At 47.3% G+C, this 23,674-nt stretch carries 19 protein-coding genes; 13 read left to right on the top strand and 6 right to left on the bottom strand.

The genetic code is table 11. The features are described from left to right. Nucleotides 1-104 precede the first annotated feature (104 nt). Nucleotides 105-4,307, bottom strand: coding sequence for a formate dehydrogenase subunit alpha (gene fdhF, locus ACXABW_RS22525; RefSeq protein WP_457525634.1), 4,203 nt, complete (start codon nucleotides 4,305-4,307; stop codon nucleotides 105-107). 511 nt (nucleotides 4,308-4,818) lie between these two features. Here fdhF and betI point away from each other — a divergent pair. The 6 genes from betI (at nucleotide 4,819) to choV (ending at nucleotide 11,967) form a co-directional block, all read left to right on the top strand. Beyond that, complete coding sequence (gene betI, locus ACXABW_RS22520; protein ID WP_252033245.1) at nucleotides 4,819-5,415, top strand: transcriptional regulator BetI; 597 nt, start codon at nucleotides 4,819-4,821, stop codon at nucleotides 5,413-5,415. Nucleotides 5,416-5,435: 20 nt separating this feature from the next. After that, nucleotides 5,436-6,896 carry a betaine-aldehyde dehydrogenase gene (gene betB, locus ACXABW_RS22515; RefSeq protein ID WP_457525633.1) on the top strand — a complete coding sequence of 487 codons (1,461 nt, stop codon included), beginning with the start codon at nucleotides 5,436-5,438 and terminating at the stop codon, nucleotides 6,894-6,896. A 16-nt stretch (nucleotides 6,897-6,912) separates the two neighbouring features. Beyond that, entirely contained in the window at nucleotides 6,913-8,598 is a 1,686-nt protein-coding gene (gene betA / locus ACXABW_RS22510) for a choline dehydrogenase (protein ID WP_457525632.1), read from the top strand. A 62-nt stretch (nucleotides 8,599-8,660) separates the two neighbouring features. Next, a complete protein-coding gene (locus ACXABW_RS22505) occupies nucleotides 8,661-9,608 on the top strand; it encodes a choline ABC transporter substrate-binding protein (protein ID WP_457525631.1) in 948 nt (315 codons plus the stop codon). 323 nt (nucleotides 9,609-9,931) lie between these two features. Then, nucleotides 9,932-10,777 (top strand): choline ABC transporter permease subunit, encoded by an 846-nt coding sequence (choW, locus tag ACXABW_RS22500; RefSeq protein WP_252033235.1) that lies wholly within the window; start codon nucleotides 9,932-9,934, stop codon nucleotides 10,775-10,777. Between the two features lie 2 nt (nucleotides 10,778-10,779). Beyond that, nucleotides 10,780-11,967: a choline ABC transporter ATP-binding protein gene (gene choV / locus ACXABW_RS22495; RefSeq protein WP_457525630.1), complete on the top strand. Its 1,188-nt coding sequence runs from the start codon at nucleotides 10,780-10,782 to the stop codon at nucleotides 11,965-11,967. Nucleotides 11,968-11,990: 23 nt separating this feature from the next. Here the strand turns inward: choV and ACXABW_RS22490 are convergent, their stop codons facing one another. Beyond that, nucleotides 11,991-12,803, bottom strand: a complete 813-nt coding sequence (locus ACXABW_RS22490) for an MBL fold metallo-hydrolase (protein WP_457525629.1) — start codon at nucleotides 12,801-12,803, stop codon at nucleotides 11,991-11,993. A 218-nt stretch (nucleotides 12,804-13,021) separates the two neighbouring features. Here ACXABW_RS22490 and ACXABW_RS22485 point away from each other — a divergent pair, with 218 nt between their 5' ends. From ACXABW_RS22485 to ACXABW_RS22475, 3 genes are all read left to right on the top strand, one after another. After that, nucleotides 13,022-13,669 (top strand): HAD family hydrolase, encoded by a 648-nt coding sequence (locus ACXABW_RS22485; RefSeq protein WP_457525628.1) that lies wholly within the window; start codon nucleotides 13,022-13,024, stop codon nucleotides 13,667-13,669. Nucleotides 13,670-13,820: 151 nt separating this feature from the next. Then, a complete protein-coding gene (locus ACXABW_RS22480; RefSeq protein ID WP_265687834.1) occupies nucleotides 13,821-14,327 on the top strand; it encodes a magnesium transporter in 507 nt (168 codons plus the stop codon). Between the two features lie 3 nt (nucleotides 14,328-14,330). Further along, a complete protein-coding gene (locus tag ACXABW_RS22475; RefSeq protein WP_457525627.1) occupies nucleotides 14,331-15,362 on the top strand; it encodes an HlyD family secretion protein in 1,032 nt (343 codons plus the stop codon). Between the two features lie 91 nt (nucleotides 15,363-15,453). Here ACXABW_RS22475 and ACXABW_RS22470 read toward each other — a convergent pair whose 3' ends face one another. Next, complete coding sequence (locus ACXABW_RS22470) at nucleotides 15,454-16,290, bottom strand: LysR family transcriptional regulator (RefSeq protein ID WP_457525626.1); 837 nt, start codon at nucleotides 16,288-16,290, stop codon at nucleotides 15,454-15,456. A gap of 272 nt (nucleotides 16,291-16,562) precedes the next feature. Between ACXABW_RS22470 and ACXABW_RS22465 the strand changes: the two genes are divergently transcribed. The 3 genes from ACXABW_RS22465 to ACXABW_RS22455 all read left to right on the top strand — a co-directional run bounded on the left by ACXABW_RS22465 (nucleotide 16,563) and on the right by ACXABW_RS22455 (nucleotide 20,642). Further along, nucleotides 16,563-18,443, top strand: coding sequence for a methyl-accepting chemotaxis protein (locus ACXABW_RS22465; protein WP_457525625.1), 1,881 nt, complete (start codon nucleotides 16,563-16,565; stop codon nucleotides 18,441-18,443). Between the two features lie 237 nt (nucleotides 18,444-18,680). Next, on the top strand, nucleotides 18,681-19,946 hold the full coding sequence (locus ACXABW_RS22460) for an OmpP1/FadL family transporter (protein WP_457525624.1): 1,266 nt from the start codon (nucleotides 18,681-18,683) through the stop codon (nucleotides 19,944-19,946). A 33-nt stretch (nucleotides 19,947-19,979) separates the two neighbouring features. After that, the gene (locus tag ACXABW_RS22455; protein ID WP_457527180.1) at nucleotides 19,980-20,642 is read left to right on the top strand and encodes a hypothetical protein; all 663 of its coding nucleotides are present in this window, start codon (nucleotides 19,980-19,982) and stop codon (nucleotides 20,640-20,642) included. Nucleotides 20,643-20,670: 28 nt separating this feature from the next. Here the strand turns inward: ACXABW_RS22455 and ACXABW_RS22450 are convergent, their stop codons facing one another. Beyond that, nucleotides 20,671-21,138, bottom strand: a complete 468-nt coding sequence (locus ACXABW_RS22450; protein WP_457525623.1) for a hypothetical protein — start codon at nucleotides 21,136-21,138, stop codon at nucleotides 20,671-20,673. A 33-nt stretch (nucleotides 21,139-21,171) separates the two neighbouring features. Next, a complete protein-coding gene (locus ACXABW_RS22445) occupies nucleotides 21,172-21,609 on the bottom strand; it encodes a hypothetical protein (RefSeq protein WP_457525622.1) in 438 nt (145 codons plus the stop codon). Between the two features lie 164 nt (nucleotides 21,610-21,773). Here ACXABW_RS22445 and ACXABW_RS22440 point away from each other — a divergent pair, with 164 nt between their 5' ends. Further along, complete coding sequence (locus ACXABW_RS22440) at nucleotides 21,774-22,451, top strand: HAD family hydrolase (protein ID WP_457525621.1); 678 nt, start codon at nucleotides 21,774-21,776, stop codon at nucleotides 22,449-22,451. A 58-nt stretch (nucleotides 22,452-22,509) separates the two neighbouring features. On the opposite strand, the gene ACXABW_RS22435 is transcribed toward ACXABW_RS22440, so the two are convergent. Further along, on the bottom strand, nucleotides 22,510-23,664 hold the full coding sequence (locus ACXABW_RS22435; protein WP_457525620.1) for a DUF1501 domain-containing protein: 1,155 nt from the start codon (nucleotides 23,662-23,664) through the stop codon (nucleotides 22,510-22,512). Between the last annotated feature and the right edge of the window lie 10 nt (nucleotides 23,665-23,674).

Below are 23,674 nucleotides of genomic sequence, written 5' to 3'. Positions count from 1 at the left end.
ACCAAAGCGCCCAATTTCGGCTAGAAAATATAAGTCGCTATCAAAAAGTCACCCGCTTGCTGCACCAGCAAGCGGGTTTGTTATAGCGAACGGAAAAATCGCGCTTAGCTATCCACTTCAATGCCTTCCAGTACCTCAACCTTCACCGCCGCAACCTTAAACTCAGGGATCTTCGCATGAGGGTCAGTCGCCGTGGTGGTTAACCTATTCACTGGTGATTCAACGAAATGGAATGGGATAAAGACCACGCCTTTTTGCATTCGCTTGGTAACAAATGCAGCAATTTCAATTTCGCCTCGGCGAGTCGAGACTTTGAGCATTTGGCCATTGGAGATTCCCAACAGCTCGGCATCTGACACACTGATCATCGCTCTTGGCCCAGCTAGGTTATTCAAGCCTTTGGTTTTACGCGTCATGGTTCCTGTATGGAACTGCTCCAGTACCCTACCGGTCGTCAACACTAATGGGTATTCCTCATCAGGCAGCTCGGCCGCATATCTAAACGGAATCGCTTCCATTTGGCCTCGTCCACGAGTGAACTGAGTTTGGTGCATAATGCGCGTACCCTCTGGGTTGTTTTTGTTACTTGGCCACTGCACACCATTAACGGTGATGTTCTCCCAGCGAAGCCCACCATATTGCGGGGTTACTCGGGCAATTTCATTGGTGATATCCGACACGTGCTGGTAATTCCAATCGCTACCCATTGCGTTGGCAATCATCTGAATAATCACCCAGTCTTCTTTAGCTTCGCCAGGCGGTTTAACTGCAGGGCTTACACGCTGAACACGCCTTTCGGTATTGGTAAAGTGCCCGCCTTTTTCCGCAAAAGAGCAAGAAGGTAAAACAACATCAGCGTACTGCGCTGTTTCCGTTAGGAAGATGTCTTGAACCACCAGAAAATCCAGTGCTTCTAATCCTTCAATAACGTGAGCTTGATTAGGATCGCTTAACACTGGATTTTCACCCATAACGTACAATGCACGCACTTCGCGTTTGCAGGCCGAATCAATGATCTCGGTAAGTGTTAATCCCGTTTCGGCAGGTAGGTCATTACAATCCCACTCCATCGCAAATTTCTGCCTCACCAGCGGATTGTACACTTTCTGGTAGCCTGGATAGTTGTTTGGCAGCGCGCCCATATCACACGCACCTTGCACATTTGATTGGCCGCGTAGCGGGTTGATACCGCCTCCTTCAATCCCGATATTGCCGCACAGCAATTGTAGGTTTGCAATCGAGCGAACATTATCGTGACCAGTCGTGTGCTGAGTAATACCCATTGAGTAATAGACGGCAGTACGATCTGAGGTGCCAATCAATCGCGCCATGGCAAATATGTCGTCCGCTTTTACTCCAGTGACGAGCTCGACTTTATCCAGTGCATAGTTAGGTGACATCACTTCTTGCAACAAGGTATCAAAGCCATCAACCCTATCTTCAATGTATTCTTGGTCGTACCAGCCGTGCTTGATGATTTGTTGCATCACACCGTTGAGTAGCATGACATCAGTGCCTGGGCGATGGGCAAGATACAGCTCCGCATGATCAGCAATGTCAATCCGTTTAGGGTCTGCAACAATTAAACGAGCGCCGTTGTGTCGCACCGCCTGCTTAATATGAGAGCCAATAATAGGGTGAGCCGCAGTGGTATCCGAACCAATAATAAAAATCACATCAGAATGCTTGATACTCGGTATATCGTTGGTCATTGCGCCACTGCCTAGCGATGCTTCTAACCCTGTAACGGTAGAGGCGTGGCACAGACGCGCACAATGGTCGACGTTATTGGTACCGAGTTCACGGCGGACAAATTTCTGGAATGCGTAATTGTCCTCATTGGTGGTTTTCGCAGAAGAAAAACCAGCCAACGCATTACCACCAAAGCCTTGTTTTATGGCGTTAAACTTGTCGGCAATGAGCCTAATAGCTTCTTCCCAACTTGCTGGCTGCAACCAACCATCCTTGCGAATCAGCGGTGTGGTTAGTCGCTCATCACTACCAATAAAATCAAAACCAAAACGACCTTTCACGCATAGCATGCCTTCGTTTACCGGTGATTGAGCCCCTTTTACATATCGGATCTGGTTGTGCTGTTCGTCGACATACATGGTTAGCTTGCAACCTACCCCACAATAAGTGCAGATGGTATCGACCGCTTTTAGCTGCTCGATTCTGCCTTGGGCACGGTCACGGGCATCGGTTAATGCACCAGTTGGGCACACTTGAACACACGCCCCGCACTGAACGCAGTTGGAATCACCCATTAGGGTTCCACCAGCGCCAAAGTTAGGTCGACATTCTGGTCTTGAAGCTGGTCGCCCCTCTTTGTCGGTCATAAAGCTCAAGATGCCATGTACTGATTGATCACGGCAGGCGTGAACACACTGGCCACAGCTGATGCATCGGTTGGCATCAAATACAATAAATTCAGAGCTGGAATCGACTTCGAATTTTTGGCGAGATTCTTTGCTGCGATGCGTTTGCCAATAGTCATCGGACTTTATCTCGACTGCATGAGCGAAAACCTGCTCTGCGCCATAGTCAGTCGAGTAATCGCGCAAATCACAATCGGTGTTTGCCTGACAGCCACACTCTAAACAACGTGCTGCTTCAGCCATTGCATCTGCATTATCAAAACCCGTCTCCACTTCATCAAAGCTCTGCTCCCTTTGCTCTGGTGTCAATTCGGGCATAATTCTACGCGCCACTTTCTGAAGGTTTTGGAACTGCAGAGGATCGATATGTTTAAGTTTTTTCTCTTTACGAGAATTAAACGGAGTCACTGGAATCACTTCCATATCACCGTGAAAGAAACGATCAATCGCTTGGGCAACAATCCGGCCATCACCAACGGCTTCCACTGCGGTCGCAGGACCACGCCTAAAATCACCAATGCTAAAGATGTTTCCCGTTCCGGTATGCATGGTATCTGGATTGACATCGGCAGTGTTCCAGCGAGTCAAAGGGATCTCCAACGATTCGTTGTCCATAAAACTCAAGTCTGGCTTTTGCGAAACGGCCGCGACAACGGTGTCGAAAGATTCGGTAAAAAACTCACCTGTTGGTTTAGGGCTGCGTCGACCTGAAGCGTCTGCCGGCCCTAGTTTCATTCGTTCCAGCTTGACCTCTTTTACGCGGCCACTTTCATCGGCGATGTTTTCCACTGGGTTGGTCAGAAAGTGGAACTTCACCCCTTCGTGTTCCGCTTCCTCGATCTCATAATCTTCTGCGGGCATTTCATCTCGGGTACGGCGATAAATCAGTGTTGTATCGGCGCCATCACGCACCGCAGTACGTGCACAGTCGATCGCAGTGTTACCACCACCGATGATCGCCACTTTTTTCCCGGTAGTGTAAGCACGGTCAGTAACATAATCTTTAAGATAATCGACCCCAAGGTAACAACCATCGAGATCGCTACCGGTGTAATTCATTTCTACTGCTTGTGATGCCCCTACCGCCAGACAGACAGCATCAAACTCTTCGCTCAAGCTAGATAAAGTAAAATCCTCACCCAGTTTTCGGTTGCATTTCACTTGCATGCCATTGCGACACATCAGCTCAATTTCTTTATCTAAAATACTTTTCGGCAAGCGATATTCAGGTATGCCATAACGCAACCAACCGCCCGCTTGTGACATCGATTCGAAGACCGTCACTTGATAGCCTTCATTAGAAAGGTAATAACCCGCAGTGAGCCCACCTGGCCCACTACCAACTATCGCAATAGTTTGTTCTTTATCGGCTTTTTTCGGTGAAATATAGCTTTCTTGCATTGCCAAATCCGCATCCGCGGCATGGCGTTTCAATTGACGAATCGCAATCGAGTCATCCACTAAGTTACGACGACACTCCGTTTCGCAAAACGCAGGACATACTCGGCCAATAGACAGTGGCATTGGCAAGGTTCGTTTGATGACTTCAATCGCTTTTTGGTGATCGTTTTGAGCAATGTGGTAAAGATAGGACTGGATATCGACACCAGCAGGACACGCCGTTTTACATGGCGCTTCACAGTCTGCATAGTGATCGCTCATGATGCGGTTTAATGCTTTTCTTCTATGCTCACTGAGAGTGTCCGATTGAGTTACAACACTTAGCCCAGAATAGACCTCAAGCTCACATGAGCGCTTTATGCCCCCGCTCTCGACTTCTACAACACAAAGGTCGCATGGCACCTTATCTTTGGTTTTATTCAACCCACACAGCGAGGGGATCTCAACACCGCAGACTTTCGCTGCTTCCAACAAAGTTTGTCCTTGTTCAACAATGCGGTATTTACCATCTATGACTATCTGAACCATGCTTACCTCACTCGCCTCTGAACTGCTGCAATTATTGGCATCAGACCTTGGTTGAGAACCACTCAAACTCACCAATGGCTCTTAATCTTCAAGCCCCAATATAACCATATTAAAAACAGGGGAAATAGCGTGTGACATTACCCTCATTATCCATACATTGTCTAGGGTTAAATCGCCATTTTTGTGCTCTCAAACGCCGCTAATGATAGAGCTAAAACTCAAACTGCAGCGCGAAGTAACTGCTCCTATAACTTAACGTAGCCAAGCAGCCTGCAGAGGTATTGCTTTGATGAATACAAAATCAGCCATCTGGAATTTACATTTAACTCAAATTTTTACACTTCTAAACACAACACCTATACCATCACTAAATCACTGTAATTAAAGAAAATAAACCTAAACCCCCACTCAAACAGAGGGATAATTGATCACAAAATAGATTTGTACTCTAAACATTTTCATGTCATTTTATATTTAATTGAACGTTCAATAAAAAATAAAGGACTCGAAAATGCCCAAGGTTGGGATGCCAGATATTCGTAAACCACAGCTCGTCAAAGCCACTATGGCAGTGATCGATCGCGTTGGTTTGCATGGCGCAAGTATTTCACTGATCAGCAAGGAAGCTGGAGTCTCGACGGGGATCATCAATCACTATTTTGGTGGTAAACACGGTCTGCTTGAAGAAACCATGCGAGTGGTACTGAGACAACTGTCCCAAACGATCATGGCCGAGCTCAAAGCGTTGCCGAAAGACGCCCATCAAGCGCGTATCAATGCCATTGTGAAAGGAAACTTTGAAGGCTTTCAGTCGGAAAGTGAGGTTGTGAAAACCTGGCTGGCTTTCTGGTCTTATTCAATGCACGACGAGCAGCTCAACCGACTACAACGCGTCAATGAAAAACGCTTGATCTCTCACCTTAAAATTGAACTTAAATCGTTACTCACTCCAGAGCAGGCAAACCTTGTCGCACACGGTATCGCTTCTTTGATTGATGGTATTTGGTTACGTGGGGCGCTCAACCCCGACGGTATTAACCCAGATAAAGCCAACGCAATCATCAACGACTACCTAGACAAGCAGCTAACGTTCTACGCAAAACAATAACAACCAATTCAGGCTCTCAAATGGAAATGAAATCACTTTATATTGATGGCAAGCTCGCTCACGCCCAATCCGGCGAAACGTTTGTGACTTATAACCCAGCCAGTGGCGAACCTTTGGCAGAAGTAGGCCAAGCGAGTCATGATGACCTCACGCTTGCCATCGAATCTGCACACCGTGGATTCAAGGCTTGGTCAGCGATGAGCGCGATGGAAAGAAGCCGAATTTTACTCAAAGCAGTAGAGATCCTTAGAGCACGAAACGATGAACTCGCTGCACTTGAGGTGGCCGATACAGGCAAGCCTTTACAAGAAGCGATCGAAGTCGATATCGCTACGGGCGCCGATGTTATTGAGTACTTTGCCGGCCTAGCACCAGCTCTACAAGGTGAGCAGCAACCTCTGAGCGAAACCCAGTTTTTCTACACTCGCCGCGAACCACTTGGCATTTGCGCAGGTATCGGTGCGTGGAACTACCCGATTCAAATCGCAATGTGGAAATCCGCCCCGGCACTGGCGGCGGGCAATGTGATGATTTTCAAACCTTCTGAAGAGACCCCGTTAACAGCGCTCAAGTTGGCAGAAATATTCACCGAAGCTGGAATGCCAGATGGCGTATTCAATGTCATTCAAGGCGACTACCGCGTCGGCCAAATGCTGACAGCACATCCGGCGATCGCCAAGGTGTCTTTCACGGGTGAATCCGGTACAGGGAAAGCGGTGATGGCAGACAGTGCGAAAACCCTCAAGTCCGTCACTATGGAGTTAGGTGGCAAGTCACCAATGATCATCTTTGATGATGCTAAGCTCGACGACGCGGTATCGGCCGCTATGGTCGCTAACTTCTACACTCAGGGCGAAGTGTGTACTCACGGTACACGTGTCTTTGTCCATGAGAAGCTTTACGACCAGTTTGTCAGCCAGCTTAAAACTCGAACAGAGAAACTGATTGTGGGTAATCCAATGGAAATGGAGACTCAAATCGGCGCCCTCATTTCAAAAGATCATCTGTCTAAAGTGCTAAATGCTATCGAGCAAGCTAAAGCGAGCGGCGCAACACTCTTAGTCGGTGGCTATCAAGTCACTGAGAATGGACTCGATAAAGCTAACTTCGTCGCACCAACTGTTTTTACCGATTGCAACGATGATATGCCTCATGTTCAGCAGGAAATATTCGGCCCAGTCATGTCGGTCCTCAAGTTCCGAGATGAAGATGAAGTAATTCAGCGCGCTAACAATACCGATTACGGGCTCGCTGCAGGCGTATTTACCCAAAATCTATCTCGTGCTCATCGAATCATTCATCAAATGCAAGCTGGGATTTGTTGGGTCAACACGTGGGGTGACTCTCCAGCAGAAATGCCGGTTGGTGGCTACAAGCACTCTGGGCTTGGGCGCGAGAACGGACCAGAAACATTGCATCACTACACCCAGACTAAAAGCGTGTTGATTGAGCTTGGCGATTACGCCAGCCCATACGCTTAATATGGGTGATCACATCATGCAATACGATTACATCATAATTGGTGCTGGTTCAGCCGGTTGCGTCCTCGCTGACAGGCTTACTGAATCTGGCGAGCACAGCGTTCTACTACTTGAAGCGGGCGGCACAGACAAAAGTATCTTCATTCAAATGCCAACAGCACTGTCTTACCCTATGAACAGTGAACGCTATGCATGGCAGTTTGAAACCAATTCAGAGCAAGGCTTGGATGGAAGAAAGCTACACTGTCCTCGCGGTAAAGTGCTCGGTGGTAGCTCTTCGATTAACGGTATGGTTTATGTTCGTGGCCATGCTTGTGACTTCGATGAATGGGAGCAACAAGGCGCTGAAGGCTGGAACTACCAAGCATGTTTGCCATATTTTCGCCGTGCAGAAAATTGGGTGAAAGGCGAAGACCAATATCGTGGCGGAAACGGCCCGGTTGGCACCTGTAATGGTAACGACATGGCGCTCAACCCACTGTATCAAGCCTTTATCGATGCAGGCAGCGACGCAGGCTACCCGAAAACCGATGACTACAATGGCTACCAGCAAGAAGGCTTTGGTGCCATGCACATGACCGTCGACGGCGGGGTACGTGCTTCAACCTCTAACGCCTACCTAAGGCGTGCGCTAAAGCGCTCTAACCTAACGCTACATAAAGGCGTGGTGGCACACAAAGTGTTGCTTGAAAACCAAGTGGCAACAGGCGTGGAATATCAAAAGTCAGGCACAATCACCCAAGCTAACGCGGCGAAAGAAGTGATCGTTTGTGCTGGCTCTATCGGCTCTCCACAACTGCTTCAGCTTTCGGGGATTGGTCCGAAAGCGGTGCTCGAACAAGCAGGTGTAGAAGTTCAACACGATTTACCGGGCGTTGGACAAAACCTGCAAGACCACCTTGAAGTGTATTTCCAATATCACTGTAAGCAGCCGATTACGCTCAACAGCAAACTCGACTGGTTCAGTAAAGGCAAAATTGGCGCTCAGTGGATCTTAACTCGCACTGGATTAGGCGCAACTAACCACTTCGAGTCATGCGCATTTATCCGCTCTCGTGAAGGGCTAAAATGGCCAAACATCCAATATCACTTCTTGCCAGCAGCAATGCGCTACGACGGACAAGCCGCATTTGATGGTCACGGTTTCCAAGTGCATGTAGGACCGAATAAACCGCAAAGCCGAGGCAGTGTTTCAATCACCTCCAGTGATCCAACCGCTAAGCCAGAAATCCAGTTCAATTACATCTCGACCGAGCAAGATCGCCAAGACTGGCGCGACTGCATTCGATTGACGCGTGAAATTCTTAATCAGCCCGCCATGGACAGCTATCGCGGTGAAGAAATCCAACCGGGATTCGACATCACCACCGATGACGCCATTGACGCTTGGGTGAAAGAGAACGTCGAAAGTGCCTATCACCCTTCATGCAGCTGCAAAATGGGCGCAGATAACGATCCTATGGCCGTGCTCAATGAACATTGTCAGGTGCGTGGAATTCAGCAATTGCGTGTCGTCGATTCATCGATTTTCCCAACCATTCCTAACGGCAATTTGAACGCGCCGACCATTATGGTCGCCGAACGCGCCGCCGACATGATTTTAGGAAAGCCAATGCTTACGCAGGAACAAGCACCGGTTTGGATCGCACCGGATTGGCAAACCAAACAACGCGAGAAGGAGCCGTTAAGAGTCATCGACTAACGCTCAACCATTCTCAACATAGCAACAATAAGAAAGTCAGTAATCATTACAAGGAATACATTATGTCTCTGTCTAAAAAGACAATCATTACTATCGGGCTAAGCTCTCTGGCCGCATTTAATGTCTCTGCGAATCAATCGTGCGAGACGGTTCGTTTTGCCGATGTGGGCTGGACGGACATTACCGCAACAACTGCTGTGACCACAGAACTTTTGCACGGCTTAGGCTACAAAACTCAAACTCAACTGCTTTCCGTGCCTGTGACCTATTCATCAATGGCAAACGGCGATATCGATGTTTTCCTTGGTAACTGGATGCCAACCATGGAAGGCGACATCGCTAAGTACCGCGAAGCAGGAACGGTAGAAACCGTGCGCGCAAACTTGGAAGGGGCAAAATACACGCTTGCCGTTCCTCAATACGTCTACGATGCTGGCGTTCAGTCGTTTGCTGATATCGCAAAGCACGCAGACAAGTTTAAAGACCGCATCTACGGCATTGAGCCGGGCAACGATGGCAACCGCCTAATCCAATCTATGATCGACGATGACGCGTTTGGCCTAAAAGATTTCTCTTTGGTTGAGTCCAGCGAAGCTGGCATGGTGTCGCAGGTTTCTCGCGCCGTTCGCCGCAACCAATGGATCGTGTACCTAGGTTGGGCTCCACACCCAATGAACAGCAATGTTGATATGGCATACCTAGACGGTGGCGACGACTTCTTTGGCCCGAACTACGGTGGTGCGAATGTTTACACCAATGTTCGCCAAAACTACACCGCAGAATGTAAGAACGTCGGTCAACTGCTGGAAAACCTTCAGTTCAGCCTAGAAATGGAAAACCAGTTGATGGAAGCCATTCTTAACCAAAACGAAAAGCCAGCCAAAGCAGCACGCGAGTGGTTAATTAAAAACCCGCAGGCCATTGATGCTTGGTTAGACAACGTCACTACCAAAGATGGTGCGGCTGCATCAGAAGCGGTAACGACTTACCTAACGCAATTTAAATCTTAAAACTCCTAGGGTCTGTTGAACTTTCAAGCTGATTTTTGCAGCACTTTGTGGGAAATTTCTACAAGGCAGAGGCTTTGATGTGTAGCTAGCCTACATGAGAAGCCGATAACGCAGTAGAAATGAACCACAAAGGCTGCCCGAAGGGTTCGGTTAAAATCGTTTTATACTTTGTTGAAGACTATTTGCTTAGAATCACTAGGCTACACGGTCTTCGCCTCGCCTAAAACGATTTTATCTCGAACAAAATTTAACCGTGAAAGATCAACAGACCCTAACAACAAGGACAAGGTGGGCACACTGCCCACCTTCTTAAAGGCGCTCGTGTGAACTTTATAACAGACAATAAAATCCCTTTAGGCACTTGGATGGAAAACGGGGTGGATTGGCTTACCATCAATGCAGCAGGGCTGTTTGATGCGATTTCATTCTTCCTAGAAACCGTGATTCTTTTCCTAGTCGATGTATTTAAATGGATGCCCCCTGCACTGCCAATGGCCATTACGGCGGCAATTGCTTGGTACTTGCACCGCAAAGTATCTCTGGTGGTGTTTGTCGTTGGTGCATTATTGCTGATTCTTAACCTCGGCTACTGGCAAGAAATGCTGGAAACCTTTGTTCTCGTCTTCGCAGCGACAACGATTTCCGTATTAATTGGCGTACCACTTGGCATAATGGCAGCGCATCGACCTTGGCTGTACACCATTATGCGCCCTATCCTCGATCTTATGCAGACAGTACCAACCTTTGTGTATCTGATCCCCACATTGGTTCTGTTCGGCTTAGGGATTGTTCCAGGATTAATCTCGACCATCATATTCGCTATCGCTGCCCCTATTCGCCTTACTTACCTAGGCATCACTCGAGTACCAGAAGAGCTTATTGAAGCAGGTAAAGCGTTTGGTGCCAGCAAGATGAAATTGCTGTTCAAGGTCGAACTGCCCGCCGCACTGCCGAATATTATGGCCGGAGTCACGCAATGCATCATGTTGTCACTGTCGATGGTGGTGATCGCGGCATTAGTTGGCGCTGATGGACTTGGTAAACCCGTCATTCGAGCATTGAATACGGTCAACATTTCACAGGGCTTTGAAGCAGGGCTGGCCATTGTTCTTGTCGCGATCATCCTCGATCGTCTGTGTAAAACACCAAAACAGAGTAAGGAAGTTTAATCATGGATGCCATTTCAATTACTAACCTCGACGTGGTGTTTGGCGACAAACCAGAACATGCGTTGTCTTTACTCGATCAAGGTTTAGCTCGCCAAGAAATCATCGACCAAACAGGGCAAGTTGTTGGTGTAGATAACGTTAGCTTGAACATCCAAGAAGGCGAGATTTGCGTGCTTATGGGTCTATCTGGTTCGGGCAAGTCCAGTTTGTTGCGCGCGGTAAATGGGCTAAACACCATTAGCCGTGGGTCTTTGAAGATCAAAGATGGCGACCAAGCAGTGGAACTCGCCAACTGCGATGACGCAACCATGCAGCATTTAAGAACTCACCGCGTTTCAATGGTGTTTCAGAAATTTGCCTTAATGCCATGGCTGACCGTGTTAGATAACGTTGCATTTGGCCTTGAAATGCAGGGCATGAGCAAAAAGCTACGCCGTGAAAAAGCGCGTGAACAACTAACGATGGTTGGGCTTGATGAATGGGAGAACAAGTTCCCTCATGAATTATCTGGGGGGATGCAGCAGCGTGTCGGCCTCGCTCGTGCCTTTGCGATGGACAGTGACATTCTGCTCATGGACGAACCTTTTTCAGCGCTAGACCCTTTGATTCGAGCCCAGCTACAAGAAGAGCTTCTGGAGCTTCAAAGTAAGTTAAACAAAACCATTCTGTTTGTTAGCCACGACTTAGATGAAGCGCTTAAGATTGGTAATAACATCGCAATCATGGAATCTGGGAAACTGATTCAACATGGGCAACCTGAAGATATTATTCTTAACCCAGCGACTCAATACGTGAAAAACTTTGTCGCTCACACCAACCCACTCAACGTACTAAAAGGCCGCTCTTTGATGCAACCAGTTGATGAATTGGAATCGCAAGGTAAACGCTGGCAAGTTTGCTCTGAATCCGAGTTATGGGTTGGGCACGAAAACAACGTTCTAAAGCTCCACCAGCAAAGTGAATTACAGCTCATCCATTGGGAGCAAGTGACGATGGATATAGAGCAACTCAACGAGAGTATGATTGTCGCCGCGTCTCCAGACATCGATATGCGAGAAGCCATAGAAATCAAACTTCGTACCGGTAACCCATTACTATTGGTTGAAGGCCAGCAGTTAATTGGAACGTTAAGTGACAACAACTTCTATCAAGCATTGCTCGGTAACTACCAGCAGCTTAATGCGGCCTAGAGCGTAAGTTCACTCCTTGAGCATTAGTGCCTATTTAAACGCTCATTGGTTGGCTTTTCTGCCGTTAGGTTATAGCGCAGTGCAGGTGAGATAAGCTTGGGCTGCGCTAATTCGTGATCTCGAGATTCCCGCTTTTCAACAAAATCAGCTTTTGATGTGTGGTCGGTGAGGAAAGAGTTTTCATGTTTCTCTTCACCAATGGTGGTTTTGTGAATCAAGTGCTCTTCATCATCCGGGTAGTTGTGGCACAAATAGACTTCGGTGCTGTCTTCAAGTTGATAGAGCTTTTGCAGCGATTCAAACATCTTTTCAGCACTCCCTCCCGGAAAATCAGCCCGCCCGGTCCCATGATGGAATAATGAATCCCCAACAAACAGCGCGTCACCTATCTTGTACGTAACGTCCGATGGTGTGTGCCCCGGGGTATCAATGACTTCCAAGTGCGAATCGCCAAAATCCAAATGCTCTTGGTCCAGCAGCAAGTGCTCAAAGTGGTACATCTCACTTAACGCAAGCTCGTCTTTCCACGAGGAGTAGACCTCTTTCACCTTCTCCGAAATATGAATCGGCGCGCCAAGCACTTTGCTCAAATGGAAGGATCCTGAAAGATGATCGGCATGGACATGCGTTTCCATAATCGCGGTGACATGCAGTTGATTGGCGTCCAAGTAATCCACTATCTTTTGCGCCGACTCAAAGCTGACCTTATTGGTTGTTACATCATAATCGGCAACCGGATCGATGATGATGGCTTCACGAGTGTGAGTATCGGAAACAACGTAACTGATGGTGCCAGAGTCGGCATGAAAGAAGTGCTGAATGATCTGGGTAGCCATATATCCCCCTAGAGGTTGCGACCATGTCGCAAGATGGATTCGTCTACAAAGTTTAGTTGTCCATCGGCTCCGCGCAAAATAACTAACAAAATTATAATTAACAAAGTTAACTCTGAGAGTGACTAGATTTATGGCGAATTTGACATAAAGGCATTCCGCCCGTGTGTCTGACTGTGCAACAATAGTGGCCTCCTGTCCCATGAGATAAAGAAGTACTGATGAAGTTTCAAGCGGCTATTTTTGATATGGATGGACTCCTGCTCGATACCGAGCAAGTCTGTATGCGCGTGTTCAAACAATCTTGTGAAGCGCAAAACCTTCCCTTTCTCCAAGAAGCTTATCTCTCAATCATTGGCTGTAACTCAGTCACCATAGATAAGATTTTACGTAATGCGTACGGTGACAACCTGGATCGCCTACATGCTGAGTGGCGTAAGCGTTACGATTCGATCGTCAAGCACGAAGCCATTCCAGTCAAAGATGGCGTGATTGAACTACTTGAGTGGCTAAAGGCAAACAACATCCCAACCGCCGTTGCAACCTCTACGCAAAAAGACGTCGCAAAAATCAAACTTCGCCTTGCGGGGTTAGATGGCTATTTTGCTAACATCACGACTGGATGCGAAGTGACCCACGGCAAACCAGATCCAGAAATCTACCTATTGGCGGCGAGCAGACTCAATGTAGAGCCAAGCCAATGTGTGGCGTTTGAAGACTCAAACAATGGCGTACGTTCTTCTGTTGCCGCTAACATGACTACCTTCCAAGTCCCTGATTTAGTGGAACCTTGCCCAGAAGTGCTAGCGCTTGGCCACAGCATCCAACCGTCCCTTCACCACGTACTTACGCAACTTAAATCACTTTAAGTTCTGACACAGTACGTAACATATCGTTACGTACTGTTCTTAATCTCGCTCAAATTTTTCTCGATTATGTCTGGAATAATCACTATTCCCACAAGATATACCACTCCAAGGTAAGGTAGCTGATAGATCAATAATTAAGGTAAAACCTATCATGTCTTCCAATAACGCTGCGCTTGTCCCAACGGAGGGTTCGGGCAATAAACTGCAAAGGATAGTCAAAAACACCCTACTTTTTCTTTTTAAAGCCATCATTGCCATTGGCACTCTTGTTGGTGCATCGCTACTGTTGTCAAAGCTGGGCAAAATTCACGGTAAAGACTTACCTGAAGAGTACTTTTCTAATGGTTATCCAACCATCTTGAAGTTACTCGACTCAGAAATCTTTATGGGATTCGTCTTTTTTGTCACGGTTGCCATCCTCATTTATACCGTCTACCTATTCTGGCAATTGCATGAAGTCGCAGTCCACAAAGCAGCAGAAATGTCGAGTGCACACACACAGATCGTTTTCGCTCTATCGCTTTGCGGCTTGTTCATCGATAAAACGTGGTGGGTTCTCGCCATCATTATCGCCTTCGCTCGTTGGGATGTGCTTGCGGCAGAAATGTCGAACATCATTCGTAACGGCCGTAAACCTGCAAAATCTACGGAGGAATAAGCCATGAAAGAGATTATGCTCCCTTACGTACTGATTTGTTGGATTTTGGTAAAAGCAGGGATTGTTCAGTGGACACTCAGAAATGCGGTAATCATCGTCGGTACAGGCGTGCTATTAGCCGCAGCGCTATTTACCGCTCACCGTTTTTGGTCACCTGCGGATTTGACCGACAGTACCACAGTGAAAGCTCCACATGCGGTTTTAAGCCCACTTATTGGCCAAGAAGTCGAAGAAATCTTTGTTGTGCATAACCAAATGGTGAAAAAAGGTGACCTAATTTACACCTTACGTACTGAAGATACGGCGCATCAGCTAGAAGGCTTACAAGCACAAAAGGATGCAGCGCAAGCTGAAATCCTAGCGCTCACGCACCAAATTAATAACGATAGAAAAAACCTGACTCGTTTAGAAAAACTCGATGACTACGCACAAGAATATCAACGTGATGACGTGCGCACTCGCATTGAGTCTACTGAAGCAGAGATCGCATCGGTTAATGCACAAATCTTAAATCTTGATGCCCAAATGGCGACGGCAAAGTGGCAAAACGAGCGCCGCGAAATCCGCGCTCCGTTTGATGGGCAGCTTTCAATTACTAACATCGCAGAAGGCACGCGAATTGGTAACATGCACCTTTACAACACCAACAAGAAGTTTGTTGAAATGCGTATCGCCGACCAAACTTATCGCGGTATTGAAGAAGGTCAATTTGCCGAGTTCTATGTTGATGCGTATCCAGGTGAGATTTTCCGCGGACGTGTACACAGTGTAACAACCGGTACAGGTGAAGCGAGTGTATCGCCAATCAACGGTTCGCAAAGTGTTCGTCGCCACGTTGGTGCCAACACAGGTTCTCATGGCCGTACTATCGTGATCGAGTTTGAAGAACCAGCAGGCTACAACGTACCAATCGGTGCAACAGGTTCAGGTTGGGTGTCAGCGAAGAAACCGCACTCTGCGCTTGGTTTTATGGACACCATTGGTGGTGCGACTGTGAGGCTTAAAGCGTACAAGTCTTACTTGTCTGCTCTATAAAGCTCGCCATTCTAAATAGCCATAACAATAGCAATAGAAATAACAACGTCAGGCTAGGCTCAATTTAATGAGCAACGAAAAAGGAAACCAACTATTTGGTTTCCTTTTTTAATTCACTTGGCCTTACCCACGATTCGATATAGCGATCGATAATATTTTCGATAATCTCAGACAACCACTTCTGCTTAGCCGCATGGCGCAGCGATGCTTTGCTGATCAGCGCAACATCTAAATTCAGCTGATGCTGCTCATTAGCATCGTAGTAAGGTTCGTATCTCAGAGTAAAACAATCGTCCATCAGCTGAGCCATTAACTGGTGGCTGTCGACGATGATACCGACCTCGACATTAGGGTCGAGGGTTTTGAAATGATCGGCATGTTCATTCACGCCCGAAACAATGAACTTAACGTACTCGCCCTGCTGATTGCCTTCAAAATATCCGGCCCCAGAGTGGATGCGCTTTTGGTAGAAACTTTGCGGTTTGTCGTTAATCACGTGTACGCCGAGGTCAACCTCTTCACGCAAAATCAGCTCTTCACTGTGCTCTCCCCACTGGCGAAGCTCAATAAGCGCACTCGTGTGTTTACGGATCTCTTCAATCAGCTCTTTGCCAATTTGGATAAGGTATGGCTCGACTAAGTGCAGCGTTATTTTTTCAAGCTTTGCGGGATCAAACACTTCAGGTGCGATTGCCAAATCCAGTTGATCGAGCGCATTACGTACTTTGGGTTCTATCGATTCAGCATAACTGGTTGGAACAAGGCCTGATACTTCGCGAAGAAAAAGCGGATCCGCCAAATCTTCTCGCAGCTGAGCCAACACTTTGGAAACGTATGACTGAGAGCGACCAATCTTTTTCGCTGCCTTCTGAGTAGAACGTGTTTGCATTAAGGCTAAAAACACATGAAGCGCATTTAAGTCGTTCATTTTTATCCTTGTTCGTTATTTCTTATTAAAATTAACCTATTCGTATGCACTGTGCCATCAATGCCGAAAGTAATGTTTGAAATATCTACTTACATCACTACTCATTTAGCAAAATGACTCAAACAATCGAAGCCGCGTAGTGTAGACCCGATTATTTCTATAAAAAACAACTTCTTGGCTACTCGCCTATTTCGTTTGGAATATCGACTATTCCCACTTAATGACTTGAATCGCATCTAATTACGTTTTTATAAATAACGTACGAGTCAAAAGTGAAGTTTACAACTAAGATCGTTGCAGCCGGCGCTGTCATCAGCGTCGTGGCACTGAGTATTTTATCGCTGATCCAATATAAAGCGGTAAGTAGCGGTGTCGAAGAATCCATCGAGCAGCAAATTGATAGAACTCTGGAAGATGTGTCTAAATTGGTCGCCGCAAGTCTGCAAGGAAAGTATGCACTTAGCCAATACGTTACGGAGCAACTGGCCCGTGAACACCACGCGCCAAATAGCCAATTGCTCACCACCAATTCGATCCGACAAACCTTTGTCACTGCAGGTATCGGCTACCACAAAGATGGCTCTATCTTGCACAACGACACTCAATGGACACCACCTGGTGATTGGGATTCTCGCAGCCGTCCTTGGTATCAAGATGCGGTACGCAACCAAGCACGCACCATTACCGAACCCTACAAAGATGAGGGAACGGGCGCAATTTTGGTTTCGATTTCCTACCCAGTGTACGACGCATCCACGCTGATCGGCGCAACCTTCTTCGATGTTGATCTGTCTGACCTTTCGAGCAAGATTCACCTCGATAACACCAATCACCTGAATAAAAATAGCGATGCCATGGTGTTTATCGTGCACAAAAATGGCACCTTAATCAGTTACCCAGATGAACGCTTCAACGGCGCTCCAATGGCTCGAGTGCTTAATGACGCTGAGATCATCACCAAGCCTATTGTGACCGATGTACAAGGCAAACGTACCTACTTGGACTTCGAACCAATTCCCGGCGAGGACTGGTACGTAGGTATGATTCTCGACTACGACTCAGCCCATGAGATGCTGTACGACATTAGAAACTACTCTATTGCAGCGACCAGTGTGGCATTAGTTATCGTTTCCATCATTTTCCTGTTTGTACTTAACTGGTTAACAAAACCGCTTGGGCACCTCAATCAAGCCATGGCAAATGTTGCGTCAGGCAATGGTGATCTAACCAAACGCCTAGAGACCAATAGCGATACTGAATTCAAGATGCTGGCGGAAAACTTCAATGCCTTTGTCGCCGCCATTCAGTCATTAGTGCAAAGCTCGCAAAAAACCGCTGACACCGTGTCAGACGTATCGGAGCAAGCGAAATCTGCATTCAGCGAGTCGAATCAACTGCTGAACAACCAAGTTCAAGAAGTTGAACAGTTAGCCACGGCCATGAACGAGATGTCGACCACTTCTAACTTAGTGGCTCAAAATGCTCAGCATGCGGCAGAGTCAACTCAAACAGCGGACTTATCGACCAGCGAAGGCGCCGACCTGGTGTCAGAAACCTCCGATGCGATTGATCGCTTAGCGCAAGAATTAGAAGCTGCTGCAGGTACGGTAAGTGAAGTCGCGCACTCAACCGAAAGCATTGAAACCATCGTCGATGTGATTAACGGTATTGCCGATCAAACCAACCTACTTGCCTTGAACGCAGCCATTGAAGCCGCTCGCGCCGGTGAATCAGGCCGAGGCTTTGCGGTAGTCGCCGATGAAGTACGCACCCTAGCCCAGCGCACACAAGAGTCGACCGACGAAATCCGCCAAATGGTAGAGCGCTTGCAGCAAGGCGCTAATAGCGCGTCAAAAGCAATGACCACCAGCTTCCAACTTGCCGAAGAAACCGTGCAGAAGGCGCAGCAAGCGAGTGAAGCTCTGGCGAATATTAAGAATTCTGTGTCGCAAATCGCTGAAGTGAATATTCAAATCGCATCGGCTGCGGAAGAGCAAAGCTTGGTCGCAGAGGAGATCAACTCAAATACTGTCACAATCAAGGATTTGTCTGACCAAATAGCCCAACGGACTGACCATACTTCGGAGCTTATCGAGCAGCAAAATGCTCTGGGTAAACAGCAATCGAAAGCGATGAACCAGTTTATCGTATAAGTCATCATTGCTCAGGCTCTCACTCTAGAGCCTGAGTGACGACATTGCTCTACGTAACCCATTTATTTGCTCTATCTCCATAAGAAATATAGCCGCAAGGAATAATGGTTATTCCTAAAGCAATCACGTATTTCCTTACAATATGCATGGCCTAGTGAGCGATAACAACATAGTCGATGAGAACGGATCTCTTCGACACATTTGGAGCATGGATGCCTCCTAATAAGTGGAACAACCATGCAGACTGAACACAACCCTCTGAACCGCCGCAAAGCATCGACTAAAGCTTTGCAAAGCAATTCATTCACGACAAAACTCGCGCCTATTTTTACTCTTTCTCTTTTAAGCGCAGCCATATTCACCGCTTCAACCGCAAATGCCAGTGGTCTATTTCTTCAAGAAGCCGTCGTTGCCAACGCGGGTACCACAGGAGCTGGTGACGGCGTGTACACTCAATCCGCGGCTGCCATGTGGACTAACCCAGCGACCATGTCACACATGGGTGAAAGCCTGACGACTGTCAACGTCACGGCATTCGATTTAGAAATGAAATACCAGCACGAGACTGGCGACCCAGCCGACAATGGTAAAGCGCATACCGTAATGCCATCGTTATCGGTCTTTCATGCTCGCCAATTGAATGACGATGTTCACCTTGGCCTCGCCTTTGGAACCGTTGGAGGCTCTAGCCTTGATTACGGCCACGACTGGGCTGGCAGCAATTTAATGACAGATATCACCCTAACTGCACTGCAGTTTAACCCAGCGTTAAGTTTCCGCGTAACCGACCAAGTCTCTTGGGGCCTAGGGGCGCAATTTAACTGGGCATCACTAGAAATGGGGATGGGCTCAGCGCAGCTAGAGCAATCTTCTGATTGGGCATACGGTTTCAATGCTGGCGTGATGTATAAGTACAGCGATAAGCTCGACTTAGGTGTCAGCTTCCGCTCTAAAGTTGAACACGAATTTTCCACGAACTTAAAAACCGCTAGTTCGAGTACTCATGTTGTCGCTTCTGACCTAGCCGTTCCAGCCATTGTGGACGTTAGCGCCAGCTATGCTGCAACCAGCGACTTAAACCTATTGGCCAGCATTCAATTACACCGCTGGAGTGAATGGGATCAAACCGTATTTGATTTTGGCTATTTACCAAGCAATCCAGCTGGATTGAACTCCATCGATCGCCAATGGGATGATGTGTGGAAGTTTGCAATTGGCACCGACTACCGCCTCAATGCCGATTGGCGCTTAAAAGCTGGTTTCTCGTATGAAACCTCACCACAGGATGACCCAACGAAACAGTGGGTCGACCTACCTGTAGGAGAGCAATACCGTTACTCATTAGGTGCCAGCACACAATGGGATGGTTACATCTTTGATGTGTTCTACGAATACGCCGACTTTGGCAGTGTTGAGATCACTGAACGCAGAGACGTTGGAATTGGTATCAACGGTACATTTGAAGGCCGCATCCACTTCGTTGGGATGAACCTCACTTTCTAACTTATGAAGCACTCTCTATATTTATCTGGCCTTATGGCCATAAGCTTGTGCGCATTGAGCGCACAAGCTGAAGAAAAACACCACGAAGACCCAACTAAAATTGTCACTAAAGCTGGACTCGCCTATAGCGAAAGCTTGCAGATATCTGGCTCTATCGGCCTTGATGATGCACGTATGATTAATGCACGCATTAATGCCGACGGCGAAGAGTGGCGAGTCGGTGGTTCATGGTTGTTGCCCATGGGTATCGTTAACTTCAACTTTAGCCGCGCTGAATACGACGACGACGGCTACCGAAATAATTACAGTATCGGCACTTTTGTTCCATTAGACTACTTCGGTATTGAACCGCTAGGCTGGCAACTATTTCCTATGGCTGGTTACAGTTATAACGATGGGGAAATTGCTCATTTCGATGACAACAACCTAGAGCAGGACTACGTATTAATGCCTGCCTCAAGCCACGGTGGCTACCTGGGCATGTTTGGCTTAAAACCGCTCACCAAGAAATGGACTCTAATGGGTTTTGGTGGTGGTTCAATGGGGTCAGATGACTACTCGGGGTACTGGTTTGGTGCAGGATTAAGCCACAAACTGACTGATGCTCAATCGTTTAATTTTTATGGTGTCGTCTCAGAAGATGACTTTGGTGAAAATAATCGCTGGGGCATTTCCTACACCTACGAGTTTAAGTAAACCGCACTTCCATTTTGGGCTTCGCTCCCTAATAACCCAGCTTGGTTCTCACCATTCTATGGTCAGAGCCAACAATAGAACTGTCTGCGCGGCGGGAACAAATCCGCCAACCAGATTTACGCGATTTGAGCCATAAATGATCAATCCCGATCATGGTGAACGCTGGAGTATCAAATAGGGGATTCCAGTTCGGCCAACTGGCTACAGGTGCCGTTTCGAAACTAGGGAACAAGGCGCTAAATCGACGGCTATTGGCCGACAAATTGAAATCCCCAATCACCAACATTTCATCCGCTGGGTACTGCTCTATCATCGCTTCAATGGTTCGTAGCAGTGCGTTGCGTCGATACCATAACTCCTTGGTCCGTGGTGACGGAGGGTGCGCAGTTAATAGCTTAATCCTTTTGCCGGAAACCGGTCGCCAAGTACCAGAGATGACGTTCTGACCATCAGGCGTATGAAAGACAGACATATCGACTAAAGGCGCTTGGCTCAAAATCATCTGACTTGATGGGTAACCGACTTCGGGCTAACCTCCATACTGGTAGGGGTAAATATCATCGAGTAGCTTAAACTTTTCGCCATCTTCAGGTGCAACTTCTTGGAGTACCACAAGATCTGTCGGGTGCGATAATAGATAGTTAATGAATTCATTCACATGTGGATTGTAATAAAGCATGTTGTATTGAAGCACTGTCACGGGGGAAGAACAATTGGCCGTCACTACACGACTATTGGGCGGCGTAATCAGAATTAACGCGGCGCACATCAACGCGCATAACGCGGTATAAAGCCACAACCGTGCAAGTACAAAGAACAGAGTCAGCATTAAATAGTAGGCGAGCAGCAAACTCGGTACACCAATTAAGTTTTCAATCCACCACTGGGTTGCGGTGAAATGCAGCGTGATCCACACAACACTCGGGACGATGATTGCTACCCAAATTAGCCACCGAAACCTATGCATTCCGCTTCCTCGCTCCATCTGACTTGCTGTCAGTTGTACAATTATCGTCTACTATTCACTAACTTGCGTACTTTTTCGCTACTTAGAGAGTGAAATAGAACTGACATAAACTCGCGCTATGCTTGCGTTTTTTGCTTCACTTCATCCCACAAAGAGACTCACTTATGACCCAGCCTTTATACGTGTTTGACCTAGACGAAACTCTCATCAACGGCGACTGCGCCATGATTTGGAACGAGTTCATGGTGGAAAAAGGCATTGTGTCCGACCCAAATTTCTTGCAGCAAGATGAGCATTTAATGGCGCTGTACGCTCGCGGTGAAATGAACATGGAAGAGTATCTTACGTTTTGCATGGCCCCTTTGCTGCACCATCCAAAAGCGCAAGTCATGGAGTGGGTAGAAGAATGTGTAACACGCGATGTGTTACCTAAGCTATTTCCCCAAGCAAAACAGCTAATTACCGAGTTAAAACGCGACCAAATCGACATGCTGATCATATCGGCTTCCGTTGCATTTTTGGTTGAAGCAGTTGCAGACAAAATTGGCATCGAGCAAGCCATTGGAATCGACTTAAAAGAGCAAGACCATCACTTTACCAGCGAGGTCGTCGGTACTGCCAGCTACCGAGAAGGGAAAGTGACGCGCTTGAAACAATGGTTAGCGGCAACCGACAAACGCTACGACAGCATCCATTTCTTCACGGATTCAATTAACGATCTTCCGCTGTGTCTGCACGCCGACCACGTTTATCTCGTTAACCCATGTGAGCAACTAAACCATTATTTAGTAACAAACAATGGGCAGAAGACAGCCAATTGGCAGCGATTAAACTGGGGCTAATTTGAGCCTAATTCATGAAAGAAGCCGCCTATACTAGGCGGCTTCTTTGTGCACAGTATTAAACTTTTATCAGCCCAGCCATTCCTTTCTCATCATTTTCAGGGAATATCGAATCAAGTTTGCTTTCTGATACCCCAAGATGATCCCGAAGCACGCCTTTAATAACCGTTTGCATATCTGCGGTTGGGGCAAGATCTCGCCCTTGATAAAGCTGGGATTCAGATAATCCAGGCCAGTCTGCGATCACTTTCCCACCGCTTACGGCTCCACCCGCAATAAACACAGCATTCGCGGTACCATGATCCGTCCCCTGTGTGCCATTCTCTTTGACGGTGCGGCCAAACTCACTGGCAATCACAATTGCAGTTTTTTGCCATTGTGGACCTAACGCTTTTTTTAGTGCCGCTAAGCCTTGATCCAACTTTTTCAACTGGTTGGGCAAACGACCTGCGACCGAGCCTTGCCCTGCATGAGTATCCCAGCCTCCAAGCTCTAGCACAGCAATGTTAGGGCCGTTTTCAGCGGTTAAAAATTTGCCCGCCTGTGAAGCGAGCGCAGAGAATTGTCGCCCTGTCATCGCCTCACCAGCCATTTTCTCTATCTCCATGGCTTCCATAAAGTTTTCAGACAACGCTTGATCACTTTGAAACAGTTCTTCAAGTAATTGAGCTTGTCTGTCTCTCACTTTAAGGTTGTTTGGGTACCAACTGCTTACTGATTCGTCACCTTGCATAATGAGCGGCAACCCCGCATCAATAGCAATACCTTTCGATTGGCTGTTTGTCAGCAGTAACCGGTTTAGCCAACCTTCCCTATGCATTGGATCACTCGTACCATTTTCAAGCACTTTTTGACCATCGAAATGTGAGCGCTGGCGGTAAGGCGTCGCAACGGCATGAACAATGGCAAGTTCGTTCGAATTAAACCAATCGTAAGCATGTTTTAGGTTAGGATGCAGGCCAAACATTCCATCCAACTTGTTCAATTGGCTCTGTTTTAAACCAATAGTTGGACGGCTCGGCAAATAATCGGGATCAGAATACGGAACCACAACGTTCAAACCATCCATCGCACCGCGAAGCGTTATCCAAACCAACAAGTTACTGGAGTCGGTTTTAGCAAAAGCCAAATTAGGTAACGCGGAGCATGCGCCAACCGCCGCAACAGATTTCAAAAACGAACGTCTTCCAATATCGTACTTAGATTCATTCATCGCATCATAC

This window comes from Vibrio paucivorans (assembly GCF_054053395.1).
This window is presented reverse-complemented; position numbering and strand designations above follow the sequence as displayed.